Genomic DNA, 21,845 nt, shown 5'->3' on the forward strand with positions numbered 1-21,845 from the left:
CTAAAATATTTCTCCCCTCTCTCATAAAAAATAAAACTTTGTCCTCATTATGTCTCTTTTGTAAGAGACAAAACGAAACATAATGAGATCTCTTTGTATTTCAAGATAAGGGATACAAGTATTTTTAAAAGTGATAGCGCATTCCAGCGGCAATATTTATTGCAGAGATGCCAGCTTTTTTGAATTTATGTTGATAGCTGATATCACTATGAAGCTCTATATTTTGCGATAAGTGCGCCTGAATACCAAAACCACCTTCGATTAAAGATCCCATAGCAGCAAGCGAAAAGTTTTCACTAAAAGTTTTGATCATGTTCAGTTTTCCGTAGAAGGAAAGGGCATGTCCTTTGTTTTGTGTCAAACGTCCACCAATACGGAGCAACCATTGATGAGGTTTGCTTATGTCTATTTTAGAGTTATCGTCATCTGAGAAAGAGCTCCTATCTGATAAAGAACCAAGCATGAGACGTTGATAAACAAGTTGTGCTTGTGGTTCTAGGATTACACCTTCCAAACTGGTTGACAGTTTTTGACCAACAGTTGCAGCGGCTCCTAATGTTTTACTATTCTTCACTTTTGAGGTATGTTTAATGAGAGCTGTAGCGTGATTTTCTTTGAAAATTCCATAAGAGAGAAATGCACTTGCATAGATGCCACTGTCATGCTGAATATTTCCATATGCGGTGAGTGACCATTTATCAAACATATTTTTTTGAAAGCTCTCCTTGTTTTTAGGAGTAAAAGATAATTTCCCATATGTTCCGAAAAGACCAAAGTTGCTGCTGATATTTTGATCTTTTAGCGCTATTAATGTTGCTCCTGCTTGCAATGCAGCATAGCGAATATCTGCTTGAACACCATCTTGTTCTGCTTGAACCTTGGAAGAAAACGTGCTTTTATTGCCATAAGAGGATAAGAAAACGCCTCTTTCTGGATGATCTTTGGGCTCAAACATTGTTATTTGCATATTGTCTAACAAGATATTTTGATTGTTGACATCACTAAACCCAACAGCAAACATCGCGATAGGCATGACTAAAGAGCTTTCTTCTTGTGGTGTAAGAATTGTTCTTTTTGCTGTCCCATTAAGAGAAGTAGAAGTTTCAGTTGCTTTATCATCATCTGTAAGTTTAGAGGTGCTCTCTGTAGCCGCGGTAGCAGTATTTCCAACCTTTGGGAGCAAATTCATATGCGCTTTTGCTGATGTATTAAGAGTTGTTTTTGATGCTGAGGAAGTGGTGTTTGTTTGGGGATCAATATCAGATTGCGAATTTTCATTTATTTTAGGCTGTCTCATTCCATGATCTGTTCTTGTGAATGAACTGTCCTTGTGTTGGGCAGGAACATGAGCGGGTGGTAATTTATCACTAGCGTGTCTTTGTCTTGTGCTGGAGTCAATAAGAGGTTGTTTATTCTTTTCAGATGCAGGAGAGGTTGTCTCTCCTTTTTTCTTCACGTTGGTTATTCCATCGTTGTTCAAAGTCTCTAATACTGCTACTGCTTTGCGTAAAGTATTGGAAAGTTCCTTGTTTTGTCCTTGTAAAGCACTATCCACTTGTGCTGCTTTATGTAATATTTCTGCTTTATTTTGCAGTTCAAACCAATTATGATTGTCTTGGCTCACCGATTGTTGGCGCGCGGTATTAACACGCTGTTGATTATCAGCATCAAGGATTTTTGCTGCTTGCACGGCATCGGAAACTGCTTTGTCGTAGCCACGTAATAAATTTTCTCTTGTTTTTAATCGGTTCTGACGTAATTGTTCAAGGTATGCTCTGGCTTTCATCATATGTTGCATATCCAGATGGTGTTTGTTTGCCACGGCTTGGGTGCGTATATTATCCATTTCGCGGTTCACCACGTTTATATGTGTACCAGAACTATAACGACCTGCACCTGCAAAAGAGCTGTTAATCGTATTTCTTACACGATCCATATGATTTTCAAGTGCTTGGTTGAAGTGCGAATTATCTTCCATCATGGCGCCAGAGGCTATCTTTTCAAGATTTTTTTCTGCTTGTGTTGGTGTGTTTATTAAATCAATGGCATGGCGTTCCTGGGGGCTTAGAGCAGAGGCGGTGCTGGTAGATGTGAAGTTAAAAGAAGAAAAAAATAAAGCACAAGCGGCTGTACATAACAAAAGATTCTTATGCATAGAGATGTTCCTTAAGATATTTTCTTTGTTTTGCTAAAAATGAACCACTTTTTGACACATTACGGTTTTTTGTAATGTAGTTAAGCAGCACTGTTTTCATCTCAGCGCTGCTTATGCGTCAAAATAGAGAGCTAAGATTTCTAAAAGCGATAACGCATTCCTCCGGAAAAATTAATTCCAGAGAACCCAGCTTTTTGAAGTTTATGTTGGTAATTAACGTCAGCATGAAGTGCAATATTTTTAGAAAGCTGCGCGTTAATGCCAAGTCCACCTTCAAGGGAAGAGCCCATAGAATCGAGATGGAAAGATTCCATAACATCGATAGTGCGCTCCTCACCAAAAGCTTTGATGACATTCAATTTACCATAAAAAGAAAGAAAACGATCTTTTTCAATAGGAAGTATTGTTTTTGTTAAACGCCCTCCAATACGGACCAACCATTGATGAGGGGGCTTTATATTAACTTGGAAGCCATCAATATCTGAAAGAGTGCCAAAGGCAATATGTTGATAAATAAGTTGTGCTTGTGGTTCAAAAGACACCCCTTCAACACCAGTTGCTAGTTTTTGTCCAACGGTAGCTGATATATTTAATGTATCCGTATTGTTTAATTCTGTGGTGTTGCCGATAAGGGCTGTTGTAATATGTCCGTTTAAAATGCCGTAGGAGAAAAGTGCATTAATATAGAGACCATTGTCATGGTGGAGATTCCCATATGCCGTAAAGGACCATTTATCTAGTATGCTTTTGTCAGAACCTTCCATGTCCTTTGGCGTAAAAGCGAGCTTTCCATATGTGCCTAAAAGACCAAGATTCGCGGTTATATTTTGATTTTCTAACGTTGTTAATGTCATGCCTGCTTGTATAGCAGCATAGTGAACATTAGCACCATAACCATATTCCAATGGACTACGGCTGGAAGATAACGTCATCTTGTTGCCATAAGTCGATAAAAATATCCCTTTTTGTTTATGACCTTCTAATCCAAAAACTGTTGAGTGCATATTATCTAACAGTGTATTTTGATTGTTTATATCAGCCAAGCCAGAGGAGAATATTGCATTATGCATAACCAAATAGCTTGCCATTTGAGGAACAAGAGCTTTGATTTTTCCTTCATCATCAAGAGTTGCATTTTGTAGACGGAAATCCCAAAACTCTTCACTTTCTTGCAAGAGACTTTGCTGTTTGTCAGCTCTCCCACGGCTGGATGTTGGTCCATAGCCATTTAATACATATTTATAGGGCAATTCATCCATTGTAGTGTAGCCATTTGCCAGCGTGAAGGCGGCTTCCTCTGCTTTTCCAGACACCTGAACAAGTGAGAGACCACGCGCATTCAAAGGAATTGAAACTTCATCATTATCGAATGGTTTTGCACGCTTTGAAAGATTGTTGAAATAGATCGTTGTGGTGCCTGAGACATTACCATGAACGAGAACACGGTCAGTTTTTTGTTGTTCTTTTACAAGACCATTACTCCATTCGGTATTAAAGTAAATCCTTGCGTTGCCCAATGCATTGTAAACCGTTGTTGCATCAGAGCTTCTGTTTTGCTCTGTTTTCGCAGCTCCAGCTGTTGGCTGTTTTCCCACATGCAAGGTTTGATACTGATTGTCTGCTAGTTTATGCGGCGCATTAAATATAATAGAACTATTATTAAGGTTCAATACTGAGACAATAGACTGTGCACGTTGTTTAATATCAGTGAGCAAGTATCCTTTAGAGCTGTCAAATTCTTTGTCTACTTCAAATTGACTAATCTTTAGGGACCACTTGCTGTTATTGTTGAGAGTAAAAATCGTTGTATTTTGAGGTAAAGTCTTTGCTCGTCCTTCTATAATCGAATTGTCAGCGCTTAATATAAAAGTGCGAGGATCGATATCTTTTGAGTTTTCTGGGATTTTATTTTTTAATAATATATCAGAACGAATTTCTGAACTTTTAAGTTCTACCTCAGCAACAGATTTTGCATAATCTGGTCCTAGAATACCAATACCATTTTCAACAAGAAGTTTTGTGTTGGTAAGAATTGCTTTATTGATAACTTTTTCGCCCTCTTTTACTTGGGAACTTGGGATGTAATCAAAAAGGATACCACGACTTTTGTGATGTCCGGAAACATTTATGATTGAATCTTCAATATGGATGATGCCGTTTGAAATTTCTAAACCACGGGAATTTGATTTTCCTACAGTTTTTTTAGCATGAATACGCCCACCTGTTGTTGCGGTAAATAAATTTGAGTCTGAACGCATTGTTGAATTTGTAATGGTGATAAAGGCTTTGTCATCAGCAACCACTGTTGTATATGCGCTGCGGATAAAAACGTTATTAAAGGTTTTTTCTTCTCCTGCTTTATCCGCACGAGCCATAACCATTGTAGGAGCTGATGTATTTGCATAAGTTGAACCGAAATGAGAAAAAATCAAAGTTCCAGCAATTGTACATAACAAAAAATTTTTCTTATAAATATATTTCTTACACATAGATATGCCTTTAGTATTTGGTATGCTTTGATGCTTACTTCATTCCCCTGATGGCGCAAGTACCCAGACAGTTTCTATATCATTATGTTTTTATTGTAAACAACAAAACGAAACATTGCGTCCTGTTCTTTATCGTTTAAAAATGATTTTAGAAGAGTTTTTAAAATAGAGATTGCAGTTAGCAACTATGAATTGCAGAAAAGCTAATTTAATAAGTCTTCCGTTTAAAAGTGTTAAGAAACAAAATATTTTGCAAGGATGTTTGTTGCTTAAGGCTGTTGTTATGGAAACTCTACAAAGTTTTTGGAGAAGCTGTTGTTGTGTGCTTACAAAAAGCTTTTAATTGATTTTCTTACACAGAGAATTATTTATTACGTGTTTTAAAATACAAAAAAAATTTATTAAAAGCATTTGATTTTTATAAATCAAAAAGGCAGCTCTTTTGAGAATTCAGTATTCATTCAGAGATAACAGATTTTGTTACATTTGGTTTGAGTGAGATTAATTGGCTCAAGAAAGGTGGTAGAAAGAATCGTTATTGACGCTTCTTTCCGATAGATTGTAAAAAGGCAGCATATTTGTACTGCCTTTTATTAAAATGAATAGAATATAAATTGTTTTTTGCTTTTTCTTAAAACTGATAGCGTATTCCGCCTGAAAAGCTTGCTCCAGATATACCAGTTTTTTGAAGCTTATATTGATAGTTAACATCAGCATAAAGTGCGATATTTTGTGATAATTGTGCATTTACACCAAGTCCACCTTCAACAGACGCTCCTATAGAATCAAGATGGAATGGTTCACCAATCTGTATCGTACCATTGTTAGAAAAAGCTTTAACAACGTTTAGTTTACCATAGAAAGAAAGAATACCGCCGTTTTCAATAGAAAGCTTCGTTTGCGTTAAGCGTCCACCAACACGCACTAAGTATTGATAAGGATTTCCCATATCTACATCAAAGCCATCGACATCTGAGAGTGTGCCAAGCACGAGGTGTTGATAAACAAGTTGTGCTTGTGGTTCAAAGACCAATCCTTTCCTACTGGTTTCGAACTTTTGTCCAATGGTTGCTGATGCACTGAATGTATCAGCATTTTTCAATTCTGCAGTCTTTCCTATGAGAGCTGTGGTGATATCTCCCTTGAGCATTCCATAGGAGAAGAGTGCATGGATGTATATCCCATTATTATGGCGCAGCCCACTATATGCAGCAATTGACCATTTATTGAGTGTACTCTTGTCAGCACCTTCCATGTCTTTAGGGGTGAAAGCTAATTTCCCATATGTCCCTAAAAGACCAAAATTGGTGGTCATATTTTGATCTTCTAGAGCTGCTAATGTAATGCCTGCCTGTAAAGCTGCATAGTGAATATCGGCACCATAGCCATATTGTAATGGCGTACGGTGAGAGGATAATGTCATCTTATTTCCATAAGTCGAGAATAAGACTTCTTTGTTTTTATGATCTTTTGTCTCAAAGGTGTTTTCCTGTATCGAGTTGAGTAAAGTGTTTTGATTGTTTATATCAGCCAGTCCAGCTGAGAATAGTGCGTTAGGCATGGACAAATAGCTTGCCACTTGAGGAACGAGAGCTCTGATCTTTCCTTCATTATCGAGAGTCGCATTTTGCAAGCGAAAATCCCAGAAATTCTGATTTTTTTCCAAAATGTTTTGTGCGTTGTTTGCTTGTCCAAGGGATGATGAACCGGTATTTTGCGCTTCTTTCTCTTTTGGTGAAACGCCTTCAATCATTTGTCCTAATGCTGATATCGTGTAGATTGTGTAGTCTTTGAGGGTATTTTCTTTTGATTCTTGTGATATTCCGCTAAAATGACTTTGTGTGCGATCGGCTGTCCCATGGCTGGATGTTGGACCATAGGCTTTGAGTATATATTTATAGGGCAAGCCCCCCATTGTGGTGTAGCCGTGTGCAAGTTTGAAGGAATCTTCATTTGCATTTCCAGAAACTTGAATGAGTGAAAGACCACGCATATTTGAGGAAACAGAATCTTCAGCTTTTAATATCTCACCTTTCGCAAGGTTCTTGATATGGACTGTTGTGCTGCCTGATACATCACCATGAATAAGGAGGCGGTCAGCTTTTTGCTGTTCTTTTACTAGACCATCACTCCATTCAATATTAAAATAAATTTTTGCATCGCCTGTGGCATTGTAAACTGTATTATAAGTGCTTTCTATATCGGGGATTGTACTTCCCTCAGGTCTACGAACCTCAGCTGTTCGCCCTACATACAAGGTATGATAATGATCTTTTTCCCGCCCTTGTGGTGTCTTAAATATGATAGAACTATTATTAAGATTCAGTACTGAAACGGTAGAAAGGGCTCGTTGTTTAATATCACTGAGCTCATAGTTAAACACATTAAAGTCAGTATCGACTTCCTCTTGAGAGGTCTTTAAGTACCATTTGCTTTTGTTATTCAGAGTCAAAACCGTTGTATTCACTTTTAAAGTTCTTGCTCGTCCTTCTATTGTCGAATTATCAGCGGTTAACGCTAAAGTTACAGGAAGAGTATCGTTGTCATAATATTTACGTTTTGTTTTATTTCTCAATAATACGTCAGATCGAATTTCTGAGTCTTTAAGTTGAACTTCAGCAACTGCTCTTGAGCAGTAGGGACCAAGGATACCGGTGCCGTTTTTCACAAGAAGTTTTGTATTGCTAAGAACAACCTTATTGACAACTTTTTCTCCATTTTTCAGTGAAGAATCTTTTGTTTCATAAAAAACGATACCACCGGCACCTCCTCGTTGGACGGTTATGGTTGAATCTTCAACTTTGATTGTACCATTCTTTGTTTCTAAACCTTTGTACACCGTATTTGCTTCAATTTCTTTAGCATGAATGCGTCCACCTGTTGATACAGAAAGTGCAGACATTTCCGTGTGTATTGTTGATTTTACAATTGTGATAGCTGCTTTATCATGCGCTAATATTCCAGGTCCTTTATCGCGGACAAGAACATTATTTAAAGTCTTTTCTTCTCCCTTATTTAATTCAATCTTCCCCAAAATTCCAGGAGTTTCAGGAGCCGATGTATTTGCATAAGTTGAACCGAAATGAGAAAAAATCAAAGTTCCAGCAATTGTACATAACAAAAAATTTTTCTTATAAATATATTTCTTACACATAGATATGCCTTTAGTATTTGGTATGCTTTGATGCTTACTTCATTCCCCTGATGGCGCAAGTACCCAGACAGTTTCTATATCATTATGTTTTTATTGTAAATAACAAAACGAATTATATCGATGGTGTTCTCTATGATTTGAAGTTTTGCTTCAGAAAAACTTTTTTCATGATCATAAAAAGTTGAGAAAAGTGGATTTCATAAAACCTAGCTTGGTTAAGCTTATGCTAAAAGCACTATGAAGTATGATATTTAAAAATTGTCTATTAAAGACAATCGCTATAAAAGCTCTATAGTGTTGAGATGTATTATTTGATGCACTAACCAAAACGATCAGCAAATTTTTTCTGCTATAAGAAGAGATGAGGGGGCTATTCACAGGCTTTCTTTAAAAGAGACTTTTCCTTAAGGGGTACCAAAGCTCATTTTGCTACGATGGTCATGGATGCTATAACGCTAAAGCCATAGAGTCCCATCATCTTTACGCTTACGAAGGAGTAAGCCGATACCTTTACGCTTAATAAAAGAGCAAGCCCATCACACACTTTGCCAGCTCCCAATGTTTGTGACAAGCCCTTGGCACTTGAGGCAGTTCATGAGAGGAATTCTCAGGCTTTTCTTATATAACTTTTCTCCACACGCCAGCCCTGCTTGTAACGTGCAAGAAAATTTTTAATTGATTCAACATAAAACAAGTTTGAAATGAGAGAATCCTACGATATTAGGGACTCTCATTCAATATGCAAAACAAAGAATTATCTTTATAAATCAATATACTGTATGGAAAGAGAGGGATAAGCATTGTCAAAATGGTTTGCCTAAAAACGGTACATGGACATATAAATGAATCCTTACAGGGTGCTGTTAAGCTAATGGATTGAAGAAACAGGAGGATAAACATAGAAAAGGTATGAAGAGAGAGTTTCTTTTATCATTATCTTTTCCAATGTAGTCTTCTTTTTATTATCTAAAAATACACTTTGCTTAGCTTTATAGACAAATTCGATAATGAATATGCCGCGTGACTCGTGTAAATAGGAGGGAAGGAGATTATTGAGGAGAAAAGAAAAAAGTTTCAGGGGATAAGAATAGTAGCTTACATAGATTAAAAAGGCAGTATGTATACTGCCTTTTTTGTTAAATTGAATAGAATGAATAGGCTATTTACAGCCTTTCCTTAAAACTGATAGCGTATCCCTCCTGAAAAGTTTGTTCCGGATATACCAGTTTTTTGCAGCTTTTTTCGATAGTTTATATCACCATGGAGGGCTAAACTGCGAGACAATTTTGCATTGATGCCAAGCCCACCTTCAATAGAAGATCCTGTAGGATCAAGGGGAAAGGTGTCGCCAATCTGTACTTTACCATCATCACCAAAAGTTTTGAGAAAGTTCACTTTTCCATACAGAGAAATGACACGGTTCTTTTCTGTGGAGGTAGTAGTTTTTGTCAAACGTCCACCAATGCGTACTAACCATTGATAAGGTTCACCGATATCAACTTTAAGATTATCAGCATTAGAAAAGGCATTAAAGATTAGACGCTGGTAAACAAGTTGCGCCTGGGGTTCAAACGTGAGGGCTTTAATACCCGTTGTGAATTTTTGACCTATTGTTGTTGAGGCAATTAACATTTTTATATCATCGACTTTAGTGGTACTGTTAGCGATGGCTGTAGAGATATTTCCTTTCCAGATCCCATAAGAGAAGAGTGTATCCATATAGAAACCGCTATTATGCTCTATACCGCTGTAGGCTGTGACTGCCCATTTGTTAAGCGTACTCTTGTCTGCATCTTCTATATTTTGGGGGGTGAGGGATAATTGAGCATAGGTTCCGGTAAGACCCCAATATAGGATTGTATTTTGGCTCTTTTGTGCAGAAGCTGTAAAACCTGCTTGTGTAGCAGCATAGCGAATGTTTGTGTTATAGCCATATTGTTGTGACGATAGGGTTGCGATACTTCCATAGGAAGAGAGAAAGAATCCATTTTTTTTGACGTTATCTTCGATCCCTATAGCTGTTGTTCTCAGATCAGCTAACAGAGTACTTTGTTGAGTCATATCGATAAAACCAGCGTAGAAGAGAGCATTAGGTACGGCCAAATAGCTCGCTACTTGTGGTAAAATAAATTTCTGCAAACGGAAATCCCAGAAATTATCATTTTCTCCCAACAGGTTTAGTGTTTCATTTGCAGCACCATAGCTGGATGTTGGTCCATAAGCGGTAAGCCTATATTTATAAGGTGAACCAGTTGCTTGGATATAACCATTGGCTAATTTGAAGGAATTTTCATCTGCTTTCCCGGAAACTTGAATGAGCGAAACTCCACTGGTATTAGAAGAAGGGTGAAAAGCTTCTGTTATATTATTGCTATCTTTGAAATCACTCATAACATAAACTGTTGTTGTACCTAAGACATCTCCTTGGATCAGAAGTCGATCATTTTTTTGATCGATTATATCAGAGCTCTCAACAGATCCAACATTAAAAGAAATCTTTGCGTCACCAGAAGCATTGTAGACTGCTTGCGTGTCTGGTTTCCCAGAACCTATATGCAATGTATGATAATGGTTTTCTGTCGGCTGTTGAAAAACAATGGAACTATTGTCGAGATTAAGTATAGAAACATCAGAATGAGATCTTTGGGCAATATCAAGTAACTTGCCCGCATCATCTTTTTCTTTTGTGCTAGTGTTTACGAACCATGTTGTATCGTTTTTGAGATCGAAAGTTGTTCTGCTGTTTCCGTCATTTCTTACTCCCCCCTGTAAGAGAGAGTTTTCTGCGGTGAGTGTAAAGATTTGATCAGGTTTTGGCGTATCATGAGTTATACCCACGAATAACCTGTCGGCACTGATTTTTGAATCTTTGAGGTTGAGTTTACCATTTGATGAATTGTTGGCAACAATACCCGTTCCATCTTCGACAAAAAGGTTTGTATTGGTCAGGTTGATTCTTGAAGTCTGATCGTTTTTGGAGTCATCAATGCTTATCCCATTGCACTGTGCTTTCGCAGAAATATCTGTGACATCAATATATCCGCCATCTTTTAAGACAAATGCAGCTTCTTTTGCTTTTACAGTTCCTCCAGTCATTGTGATTTTAGATTGTTCACCATCTGCATGAAGCCCATTATTTTCAGATGTTACTATAACATTATCATTTAAAGTAATTGTGCTGCCTTGCTTGGCTTGTACCTCACCGCCAAAGGAACCGCCGTCCGTTACTGTTATTTGGGAATTATCATTAGCCAAGAGAGCCTTTTGTGCGTTCTTAACGGTGATATTTTTTAAAGTAACCGTGCTTTCCTTATCAGCACTTACACCTGTGGTTATCGGTTTATCATCGCTGCTGCTTGTTATCACGACATTTTCTAACTTGTTGTTGTCACTCTTGCTGTTTTCAAAAGAAGCCCCTGTCTCGGAAACAGTGATAGATCCTCCTGTCATTTGGATGATACCATTGTCTTTTGCCTCAAGTCCGATGATAGCCTCTTTAATGGTTGCATTATCATGCAAATTAATCATGCTGTTAGGACCAATGGATTTTGCGCCAGTTCCTTTGTTATCTGTGGTGAGAGTGATATCTGTGACATCAATATATCCGGCATTTTCTGTCAACAGAGCACTTTTTTGCCCTTTTACAGTTCCTCCAGTCATTGTGATTTTAGATTGTTCACCATCTGCATGAAGCCCATTATTTTCAGATGTTACTATAACATTATCATTTAAAGTAATTGTGCTGCCTTGCTTGGCTTGTACCTCACCGCCAAAGGAACCGCCGTCCGTTACTGTTATTTGGGAATTATCATTAGCCAAGAGAGCCTTTTGTGCGTTCTTAACGGTGATATTTTTTAAAGTAACCGTGCTTTCCTTATCAGCACTTACACCTGTGGTTATCGGTTTATCATCGCTGCTGCTTGTTATCACGACATTTTCTAACTTGTTGTTGTCACTCTTGCTGTTTTCAAAAGAAGCCCCTGTCTCGGAAACAGTGATAGATCCTCCTGTCATTTGGATGATACCATTGTCTTTTGCCTCAAGTCCGATTGCAGCTTCTTTAATTGTTGTATTGCCATGCAATTCAATTGTACTGTTGGGGCCGTTAGCCCATGCACCTTTTCCATTGCCATCTGCCATTAGAGTGGTATCTATGCCATCAATATATCCACTATTTGCTGCAACTAATGCATTTTTTTTCCCAGTTACAGTTCCCCCAATCATCGTGATTTTGGATTGTGCACCATTTGCATTGAGGCCATATTCATCAGAGGACACTGTAACATTGTTCTTTAAAGTAATTGTAGAGCCTGTACCAGCGTATATTCCATGCTCTTTTGCATTAAAGTATCCTCCTGATACCGTTGTTTGAGAATTATCCAACGCTTCTATACCCACTTTTGCTTGAGTAACTGTTACGTTTTCCAAGATGACTTTACTTTCCTTATAAAGAGCTATTCCTTTTTCCATTAAGTCATCTTTACTGCTCGTTATTGTCACATTTTTCAGCTTGTTTTTATCACTTTTGCTATCTTCGAGAAATAAGCCTACTGTAGGAGCAATAATACCTACTGCATTCATTTTTATTATACCACCGTCTGTTGCCATCACACCGATTTCTTTAGCCTTAATCGTTGATTCTGATAAGTCAAGAAAGCTATTAGGTTCGATAATGCGTACAGTGCTCAACCAGTCGTCCTCCATGTTTTTGCTGTCGTGAATTATTGCTAAATTTTTTCCAATTATTCCACTACCTTTTATCACTATTATACCGCCAACAGTGAAGTTGGATGCTTCTTCAGTTATTCCATGAAAATTCATTAAGATTTTTTCGGCTTTTACATTAGTATGAGCACTAAACAGCGCGATTGTCGCAACAGCTGTACAGGATAGTAAAAATTTTTTAGACATGAAGATTTTCCTTAACTTATAAGCCTCCGCATATTCTCTCTCCGCTTATAAAAAGGATAAAGAACACACAATTTTCATCGGGAGGTTATATTATTTTAACTTTTATATAAAGTATTTATATAATTTTATACTTTATTTATTTTTACATTTATATATTAAATTTATTATTTACTTGTATTCTATAATAAATTTTTATTAAATGGTTTTTTATTTTGTAAATAACTATGTAATTTATAATTTATAAAACAAATTATTAAATATAAACTATTATAATTTCAATCACATAATGAATTTAATATTTGTTTTCTGTATATCTAAAATATATTTATGTATATACTTAAATAATACTTATGATGATTGATAAAGCTTTAGCTCTTCTTTATGATTTCCTGAGCATTTTAGATAAATTGAGTACAAAGCATTGTGTTATGTTTGTTATGCCTGATTGGATTTTCTGCGCAAAAAGGTATTTTGCAGCAGATCTTCTGCCGTAAAGAGGTGAAGGGAATTCCTTTAAAGAAAAGCTAGTACATCTACTGCATGAAGAAGAAAGAGGTTTCTTTAAGGAATAAAAAGGACTTTAGCAGAAAAGAAAAGCAGGGTTTATTTACAAGAGGTAATATCAACAAAAGGGCTACATAATATTATAGAAAATTAAAAAAGCTGCACAATACAGAGTTGTGCAGCCTTTCTGTGCAAACGAACGGGAAAGCAACGCTCGCTTTTACACTTTTTTCAGTCTCATACGCTTGTACATGTGCTTTCCTTCTCATGTAGGGCACAGGCTGCTCTGCTTAAAATAAGAGGTTCCGAGAAGAATTTCCTTTCCTTAAAACTGATAGCGTATACCACCTGAAAAGCTTGCACCACTTATACCAGTTTTCTGAAGCTTTTGTTGATAGCTTACATCACCATGAAGCGAGAAATTGTGGGAGAGTTGTGCATTGATGCCAACGCCGCCTTCAATTGCAGGTCCCATAGGATCAAGGTCAAAATCTCTGCCAATATGAATGGTACTATCATCACCAAAGGTTTTGATCAAGTTTACTTTTCCATAGAAAGACATAGGACGGTTGTTTTCAGTGGAAATGGTTTTTGTCAAACGTCCACCAATGCGTACTAACCATTGAGAAGGATTTTTCATATCAACGGTAAAATTATCAGCATCTTCAATGGTATTAAACATCAAATGTTGATAGGCAACTTGTGCTTGTGGCTCAAAGGTTAAGCCTTCCATTCCGGTTACAAACTCTTTGCCAACAGTGGTGGAGATACTCAACATTTTGGCGTTTTTCAATTTTGCGGTTTTGCCAATGATAGCATTGCCGATATCTCCTTTTAGAATTCCATAGGATAACAGTGTATCCATATAGAAACCATTGTCATGCTGTATACTGCCATAGGCTGTAATGGCCCATTTATCCAGCGTGTTCTTTCCTGCATCTTTCATGTCCTTTGGTGTGAAAGACAGCTGCCCATAGGTGCCTACAAGACCGAAATGTGTTGTGGTATTTTGTCCTTCAATTGCTGCCAATGTGACTCCGGCTTGTAGAGCAGCATAGCGGATATCAGCACCATAACCATATTTGAGAGGACCACGCTCAGAAGATAAGGTTCCTGTGTTTCCGTAAGTATAGAGGAAGAAACCGGTTTGTTTCTCCTCTTCTTTTCCTGAGACGGATGTTTTGATATTGGCTAAAAGCGCGTTTTGTTTAGCCATATCCGTTAATCCACTGTAGAAGAGAGCATTTGGCATGACCAAATAGCTTGCTGTTTGTGGTACAAGGGCAACGGTAGGGATATTTGTTTCAGGATCAGGATTTGAACCAGAATTGGAGCCAAGCAGCTCGGGTTGTAAACGGAAATCCCAGAAATTTTCATTCTTTTCATCAAAGAGGTTTTGTGCAACATCGGCTTGTCCATGGCTTGACTCTGGTCCATAGGCACGTAGTGTATACATATCCGGTAAGCCATCTCTTGTGGTATAGCCATTTACGAGTTTGAAAGAGTTTTCTTCTGCTTTTCCAGAAACTTGAATGAGTGAAAGACCACGGACATTGGCAGCAGCAGAGGTATTTGCTTCGATATTGTTCTCTTCTAAGCGCCCCGTGACATAAACTGATGTGTTGCCAGAGACATCTCCATGGATCAAAAGTCTATCGGTTTTTTGGTCATTTATTGCAGCACCATCACTCCAAGCCGTGTTGAAGTAAATCTTTGCATCACCCGTTGCGTTGTAGACTTCTTGCGTGTCTGGTTTACCAGAACCTATATGCAATGTTTGGTAGTGATCGTCTGTTGGTTTCTCAAAAACAATGGAGCTGTTATCGAGATTAAGCGTGGAAATATCAGAACGAGATCTTTGAGCGATATCAAGCAGATTGCCATCATCATCTTTTTCATGTTTGCTGATTTTCAACGTCCATGTTGTCTTATTTTTTAGATCAAAGTGCACATTTCTGTCTTTAGCAATATTCGCTCTGCCCTCTAGAATAGACTGATCTGCGCTTAAGGTGAAGGTGCCGTTGGAGATCGCTTTAACCTTTTTATCATTCCAATAATTATCGGTTCCCCAAGATTTTGGATTTTCGAAAATACCATCTCCTAATAATACGTCGGCATGGATTTCTGAATTTTTGAGATTGACTGTACCGATTGACAAACCTTGAATATCTTCAATGTTATCGTTAGTAAAAGCTCCAACAAAAATTCCAGTACCATTTTCAGCATGAAGCTCTGCATTAGTTAGATTGATCTCACTACTTTGGTGTTTTTGTGGATCATCTGATTCATTTTTATCAATATCAGAGACAGCTAAGAACTGTAAGCCACTGATTCCTACTTTTGCAGAAACATCCGTTAGATCAATATGGCCGCCATTTATTACAACCATTGCAACTTTTTTTGCTTCTATTTTATTTTTCTTCCCATTCTGAAGGGCGTCGGATTGGGTATCTAGACTTTTAGAATTAGCATCAATAGCGCCATTAATCATCTTAATTGTGCCATCTTTACCAATAGCGAGACCAACATCAACATTTTGAATGGTTGTTTTGCCATTTAATTCAACTATACTATCAGCCTCCCAAGTGTTTACACCAACGGTTGCTGCTTCGGACTCACCACCGATTATTGTTAAATCTCCGCTAATGATTTTACTTCCATCCTCTGCATAAAGACCTTCATCAAAATTTTGAATGGTTGTTTTGCCCGTTAACTGAATTTCACTCCCAGAGCCTGCTGTCCATACACCAGATCGTGCTTCATTGGGGTTGTCATTAATTGCTTTACCACCGACTATTATTAAATCTCCGCTGGTAATTTTACCACCATTATAGGCTCCAAGACCGTACGAAACTTTTTCAAAGGTTGTATGCCCCTTTAATTGAATTTCACTATTAGGATTAATGGCTATTATACCAGAAGTGCCGTATTCTTGGTTTTCATAAGCAGTTATTGTTAAATCTTCGCTGGTGATTTTACCACCTTTTTCTGCTCTCAGTCCATCTCTAACTTTTTTAATGCTTGTTTTGCCTTTTAATTCAATTATGCTTCCAAAGCCATTGGCATTTACACCGTTTCCCAAGTTATCGGTTGTTAGAGTAACATCCGTAATTTCAATACGTCCACCATTTTCTGTAAGTAATGCGCCTTCATGTCCATTCAAATTTCCTCCTATGACAGCTCCTCCTTTCATTGTGATCTTGGATTCTATACCATCTGCATGGAGTGCATTACCATTAGATGATGTGACTGTAACATTGTTGTTTAAAGTAATGATGCTGCCATTTTGAGCAGATATTGCTGTATTTTTTGCACGAAATGATCCTCCAGAGATTGTTATTGTCGAGTGATTCTCTGCAGATATGCCTGTTAGTGCTTGAGTTACGGTTACATTGTTCAAAGTTACTGTGCTGTTTTTAGCACTTATTCCTAAGGATAGTGAACTGTTATCGTTTTCACTCGATATTACCACGTCTTCCAGCTTGTTTTTTTTACTCTTACTGTCAGAAAAGGAAGCACCAGTGCTAGATAAAATGCTAGATGAGGAGGACTCCATTCCAGAATATGTAATTTTTCCCTTAGTCATTTGAAGTGTAGCACCGTCTTTGGCTTCAAGGACTAAGAAAATACCAGAACCAGTGCCTTTAATGGTTGTGCCATCCAGTAACTCAATCGCACTGTTAGCACCTTCTGCTGTTACAGCATAGACGATTTTGTTTGTGCCTTGGTTTATATCTTTATTCATAACAATGGTTAAATGTTTTCCAATGATTTTGCCACCGTCTTTTGCGTGAATAGTTTCGTAGGTTTTATCGGATACTTCTTGTTGTTTTCCCTCAGAAACTACGAGGGTTTCAGCATGTGCACTGAACTGGATGTTGAACAGTATGATAGCGGCTGCAGCCGTGCATGATAAAAGGGATGTTTTATACACTAGTATTCTCCTTATGATAGCCCCCAAATATTCATTTCCCCGCGAACTTCATAAGAAGAAGTGAAAATGGATAGTTGTTATTAATTTCAGTAATTGTCTTTATTTGGTAAGACATTTTTGTTTTTTTGTCAAAATTAAAAAATAATTGATATTAATTATCTCTAATACAAAATGTATTTATAATTGATTTTATTTAAAGAATTATAATTTTGAATATTATTATTCAGAGAAATATTGTGAGATACTGGTATAGTGGTTTTTACGTGATGGTAGGGATTATTATATGACGCAAATTGGGGTTATGAGGGAAAAAAAAGGATGTAGAAGAAGCTAGTAAAAAAGCTAACTTACTTGGGCTTAAAGTGGTTTTTCATCTTTCAATACAGTGGTATTAATTTATTTCTAATAGACGTCTCTTTTTTTTCAAAGTAGGAAGTACTCTTCATCCACTGGGGATGGAAGTGCTCTGTTGTGTCTTGTCTTGGAGATTTTCGTAAAGAACTAAGTATAAAGAGGGAAGGGTGCTTTAAAAGGAAAAAGGATGACTTTAATGTAAAAAAAGGGCAGCACATTGAGCTGCCTTTTTGTTAAATTGAATAGAATGAATAGGCTATTTTACAGCCTTGATTTAAAACTGATAGCGTATGCCGCCTGAAAAACTTGCACCACTTATACCAGTTTTCTGAAGCTTTTGTTGATAACTTACATCACCATGAAGGGAGAAATTGTGAGACAGTTGCGCATTGATGCCAACGCCGCCTTCAATTGCAGGTCCCATAGGATCAAGGTTAAAGTTTCTACCAATATGAATGGTACCATCATCACCGAAAGTTTTGATCAAGTTTACTTTTCCATAGAAAGACATAGGGCGGCTGTTTTCAGTGGAAATGGTTTTGGTCAAACGTCCACCAACACGGATCAACCATTGAGAAGGATTGTTCATATCAACGGTAAAATTATCAGCATCTTCAATGGTATTAAGCATCAAATGTTGGTAGGCAATTTGTGCTTGTGGCTCAAATGTTAAACTTTCCATTCCGGTTGCAAACTCTTTGCCAACAGTGGTGGAGATACTCAACATTTTGGCATTTTGCAATTTTGCAGTTTTGCCAATGATAGCATTGCCGATATCTCCTTTTAGAATTCCATAGGATAACAGTGTATCCATATAGAAACCATTGTCATGCTGTATACTGCCATAGGCTGTAATGGCCCATTTATCCAGCGTGTTCTTTCCTGCATCTTTCATGTCCTTTGGTGTGAAAGACAGCTGCCCATAGGTGCCTACAAGACCGAAATGTGTTGTGGTATTTTGCCCTTCAATTGCTGCCAATGTGACACCGGCTTGGAGAGCAGTATAACGAATATCAGCACCATAACCATATTTGAGAGGACCACGCTCAGAAGATAAAGTTCCTGTGCTTCCATAGGTGTAAAGGAAGAAACCAGTTTGTTTCTCCTCTTCTTTTCCTAAGACGGATGTTCTGATATTGGCTAAAAGCGCGTTTTGTTTAGCCATATCGGTTAATCCACTGTAAAAGAGAGCATTTGGCATGACCAAATAGCTTGCTGTTTGTGGTACAAGGGCAACGGTAGGGATATTTGTTTCAGGATCAGGATTTGAACCAGAATTGGAACCAAGCAGTTCGGGTTGTAAACGGAAATCCCAGAAATTTTCATTCTTTTCATCAAAGAGGTTTTGTGCAATATCGGCTTGGCCTTGGCTTGAGTCTGGTCCATAGGCACGTAGTGTATACATATCCGGTAAGCCACCTCTTGTGGTATAGCCATTTACCAGTTTGAAAGAGTTTTCTTCTGCTTTTCCAGAAACTTGAATGAGTGAAAGACCACGGATATTGGCAGCAGCAGAGGTGTTTGCTTCGACATTGTTCTCTTCTAAGCGCCCCGTAACATAAACTGATGTGTTGCCAGAGACATCCCCATTGATTAAAAGTCTATCGGTTTTTTGGTCCTCTATTGCAGCACCATCACTCCATTCAGCGTTGAAGTAAATCTTCGCATCATCCGTTGCATTGTAGACTTCTTGCGTGTCTGGTTTACCAGAACCTATATGCAATGTTTGGTAGTGATCGTCTGTTGGTTTCTCAAAAACAATGGAGCTGTTATCGAGATTAAGCGTGGAAATATCAGAACGAGATCTTTGAGCAATATCAAGCAGTTTGCCATCATCATCTTTTTCATTTTTGCTGATTTTCAACGTCCATTTTGTGTTATTTTTCAGATCAAAGTGCACATTTCTGTCTTTAGCAATATTTGCTCTGCCTTCTAGAGTAGACTGATCAGCGCTTAATGTGAAGGTGCCGTTGGAGATCGCTTTAACCTCTTTACCATCCCACAAATCTTTATCTTTCCATGACGTTTTGTCCCCAAAAATACCATCTCCTAATAATACGTCAGCATGGACTTTTGATTTTTTAAGATTGACTGTGCCGATTGATGGAGCAGCAGCATCTTCGATGCTTTTTTCAACAACAGTTCTAACAAAAATTCCTGTACCATTTTCAGCATGAAGCTCTGCATTGGTCAGATTGATCTCATTACTATGATATTTTTGTGGATCATGCGAGCCATTTGGATTATTATCAGAGAAAGTTGCGAATTGTAAACCGGCAACTTCTGCTGTGGCAGAAACATCTGTCAGATCAATATGGCCGCCATTTATTACAACCATTGCAACTTTTTTTGCTTCTATTTTATTTTTCTTCCCATTCTGAGGAGTATCGGATTGGGTATCTAGACCTTTAGAATTAGTATCAATAGCGCCATTGCTCGTTTTAATTGTGCTACCTTCAATGACAAAAAGACCAACATCAACATTTTGAATGGTTGTTTTGCCATTTAATTCAACTATACTATCAGCCTCCCAAGTGTTTACACCAACGGTTGCTGCTTCGGACTCACCACCGATTATTGTTAAATCTCCGCTAATGATTTTACTTCCATCCTCTGCATAAAGACCTTCATCAAAATTTTGAATGGTTGTTTTGCCCGTTAACTGAATTTCACTCCCAGAGCCTGCTGTCCATACACCAGATCGTGCTTCATTGGGGTTGTCATTAATTGCTTTACCACCGACTACGGTTAAATTTTCGCTGGTAATTTTACCACCATTAACTGCTCCAAGACCGTTCAAAGTATTGTTAATTGTTGTATCGCCATGCAATTCAATTGTGCTATCAGGACCAAAGGCCTCTACACCGGTTCCTTTGCCATCTGTTGTTAAAGCAACATTCGTGGCATCAATCTGTCCACCTTTTTCTGCAAATAATGCAGTTTGTGTATTCCCTATTGTTGTTACTTTTCCTCCTGCCATTGTGATCTTAGATCCTGAACCATCTGCACGGAGTCCATTACCACTAGATGATGCGACTGTAACATTGTTGTTTAAAGCAATGGTGCTGCCACTCTCTGCGTTAATCCCTATATCGTTTCCAACAAATGATCCTCCTGATATTTTGATTTTAGAATGATCCATTGCATATACGCCGAATTTTGCATTTGTAATGTGTACATTTTTTAAAGTGACATTGCTTGCTTGGGAATTTAATCCTGTAAACACCACTGTTTCATCTTTTTGACTGCTCGATATTGTCACATCTTCCAACTTATTTTCATTGTTTTTACTGTCATAAAAGGTAGCACCAACTGTAGAAGTTGTAATAGTTCCTCCGGTCATTTTAATTATAGCATTTTTTTCTGCATAAAGCCCAAGAAAAGCATGATCAATTTCTGTTCCGTGCAATTCGATCATACTATTAGGTCCGCTGGCATTTGCACCAGCTCCACCACCTGTGGCTACTGAGAGAGAAACATCTGTAACATTAATATGTCCACCGTTTTCAGCAGTTAATGCTGCATAAATTCCTCCTTTAACTTTTCCTTTCGTCATTTTGATGGTGCCATTGTCTTTTGCCCGGAGCCCAGTGTTATCAGATGATGTAATTTTAGAATCATTTATAGTGATTGTGCTGCCGTTTTGCGCAAATATTGTTGCTTGTTTTGAATCAAATGAACCTCCAGAGACTGTTATTGTGGAGTTATTATTTGCAAATATGCCTGTTGTCGCTTTAGTGACGGTTACATTGTTTAAAGCAACAGTGCTTTTTTCGGCACTTATTCCTTTATCTATCAAGGCGTCATCTTTGCTGCTCGATATTTGTACATTTTCCAGCGTGTTTTTATTTTCATCACTTCCGCTAGCGTTGAAAAGAGCACCTATTTGAGAGGCAGTAATGGAACCATCAGTCATCTTGACTGTAGCTGCATTTTGTATATCAAGGCCGTTTACAACTTTTTCAATGGTTGTGGTGCCTTTTAGTGTAATCATGCTGTCAGCGCCATCGGCTTTTGCGCCAGTTCCTGTGTTATCTGTTGTTGTTAAAGCAACATTCGTGGCATCAATCTTTCCACCTTTTTCTGCAAATAATGCAGCTTGTTTTCCACTTACAGCACCTTTTGTCTTCGTGATTTTGGCTAGACCTTCTGCATGAAGTCCGTAACCATCAGATGATGTAACTGCAGCTTTTTCGTCTAAAGTAATGGCGCTGCCTTCTTTAGCATATACCCCATCAGTTTTTCCGTCGAATGAACCTCCAGAGATTGTTATTGTGGAGTTATTATTTGCAAATATGCCTGTTGTCGCTTTAGTGACGGTTACATTGTTTAAAGCAACAGTGC

At 37.8% G+C, this 21,845-nt stretch carries 7 protein-coding genes; all 7 read right to left on the reverse strand.

Translation table 11 applies throughout. From position 1 onward, the window contains the following. Positions 1 to 124 precede the first annotated feature (124 nt). Positions 125 to 2,155 carry an autotransporter outer membrane beta-barrel domain-containing protein gene (locus ACFINU_RS05365; protein ID WP_375618263.1) on the reverse strand — a complete coding sequence of 677 codons (2,031 nt, stop codon included), beginning with the start codon at positions 2,153 to 2,155 and terminating at the stop codon, positions 125 to 127. 140 nt (positions 2,156 to 2,295) lie between these two features. Beyond that, positions 2,296 to 4,644 carry an autotransporter outer membrane beta-barrel domain-containing protein gene (locus ACFINU_RS05370; RefSeq protein ID WP_375618262.1) on the reverse strand — a complete coding sequence of 783 codons (2,349 nt, stop codon included), beginning with the start codon at positions 4,642 to 4,644 and terminating at the stop codon, positions 2,296 to 2,298. A gap of 631 nt (positions 4,645 to 5,275) precedes the next feature. Beyond that, on the reverse strand, positions 5,276 to 7,798 hold the full coding sequence (locus tag ACFINU_RS05375; RefSeq protein WP_375618261.1) for an autotransporter outer membrane beta-barrel domain-containing protein: 2,523 nt from the start codon (positions 7,796 to 7,798) through the stop codon (positions 5,276 to 5,278). 421 nt (positions 7,799 to 8,219) lie between these two features. Continuing rightward, the gene (locus ACFINU_RS05380) at positions 8,220 to 8,342 is read right to left on the reverse strand and encodes a hypothetical protein (RefSeq protein ID WP_375618260.1); all 123 of its coding nucleotides are present in this window, start codon (positions 8,340 to 8,342) and stop codon (positions 8,220 to 8,222) included. A 632-nt stretch (positions 8,343 to 8,974) separates the two neighbouring features. Next, positions 8,975 to 12,709, reverse strand: coding sequence for an autotransporter outer membrane beta-barrel domain-containing protein (locus tag ACFINU_RS05385; RefSeq protein ID WP_375618259.1), 3,735 nt, complete (start codon positions 12,707 to 12,709; stop codon positions 8,975 to 8,977). An 829-nt stretch (positions 12,710 to 13,538) separates the two neighbouring features. Then, a complete protein-coding gene (locus ACFINU_RS05390) occupies positions 13,539 to 17,147 on the reverse strand; it encodes an autotransporter outer membrane beta-barrel domain-containing protein (RefSeq protein ID WP_375667432.1) in 3,609 nt (1,202 codons plus the stop codon). A 628-nt stretch (positions 17,148 to 17,775) separates the two neighbouring features. Next, positions 17,776 to 21,845: autotransporter outer membrane beta-barrel domain-containing protein (locus tag ACFINU_RS05395; RefSeq protein ID WP_375667435.1), on the reverse strand; the 4,070-nt coding region annotated here is incomplete at its 5' end.

Origin of the sequence: Bartonella sp. AC130YNZD (assembly GCF_042196865.1) — a bacterium.
Lineage (GTDB): Bacteria > Pseudomonadota > Alphaproteobacteria > Rhizobiales > Rhizobiaceae > Bartonella.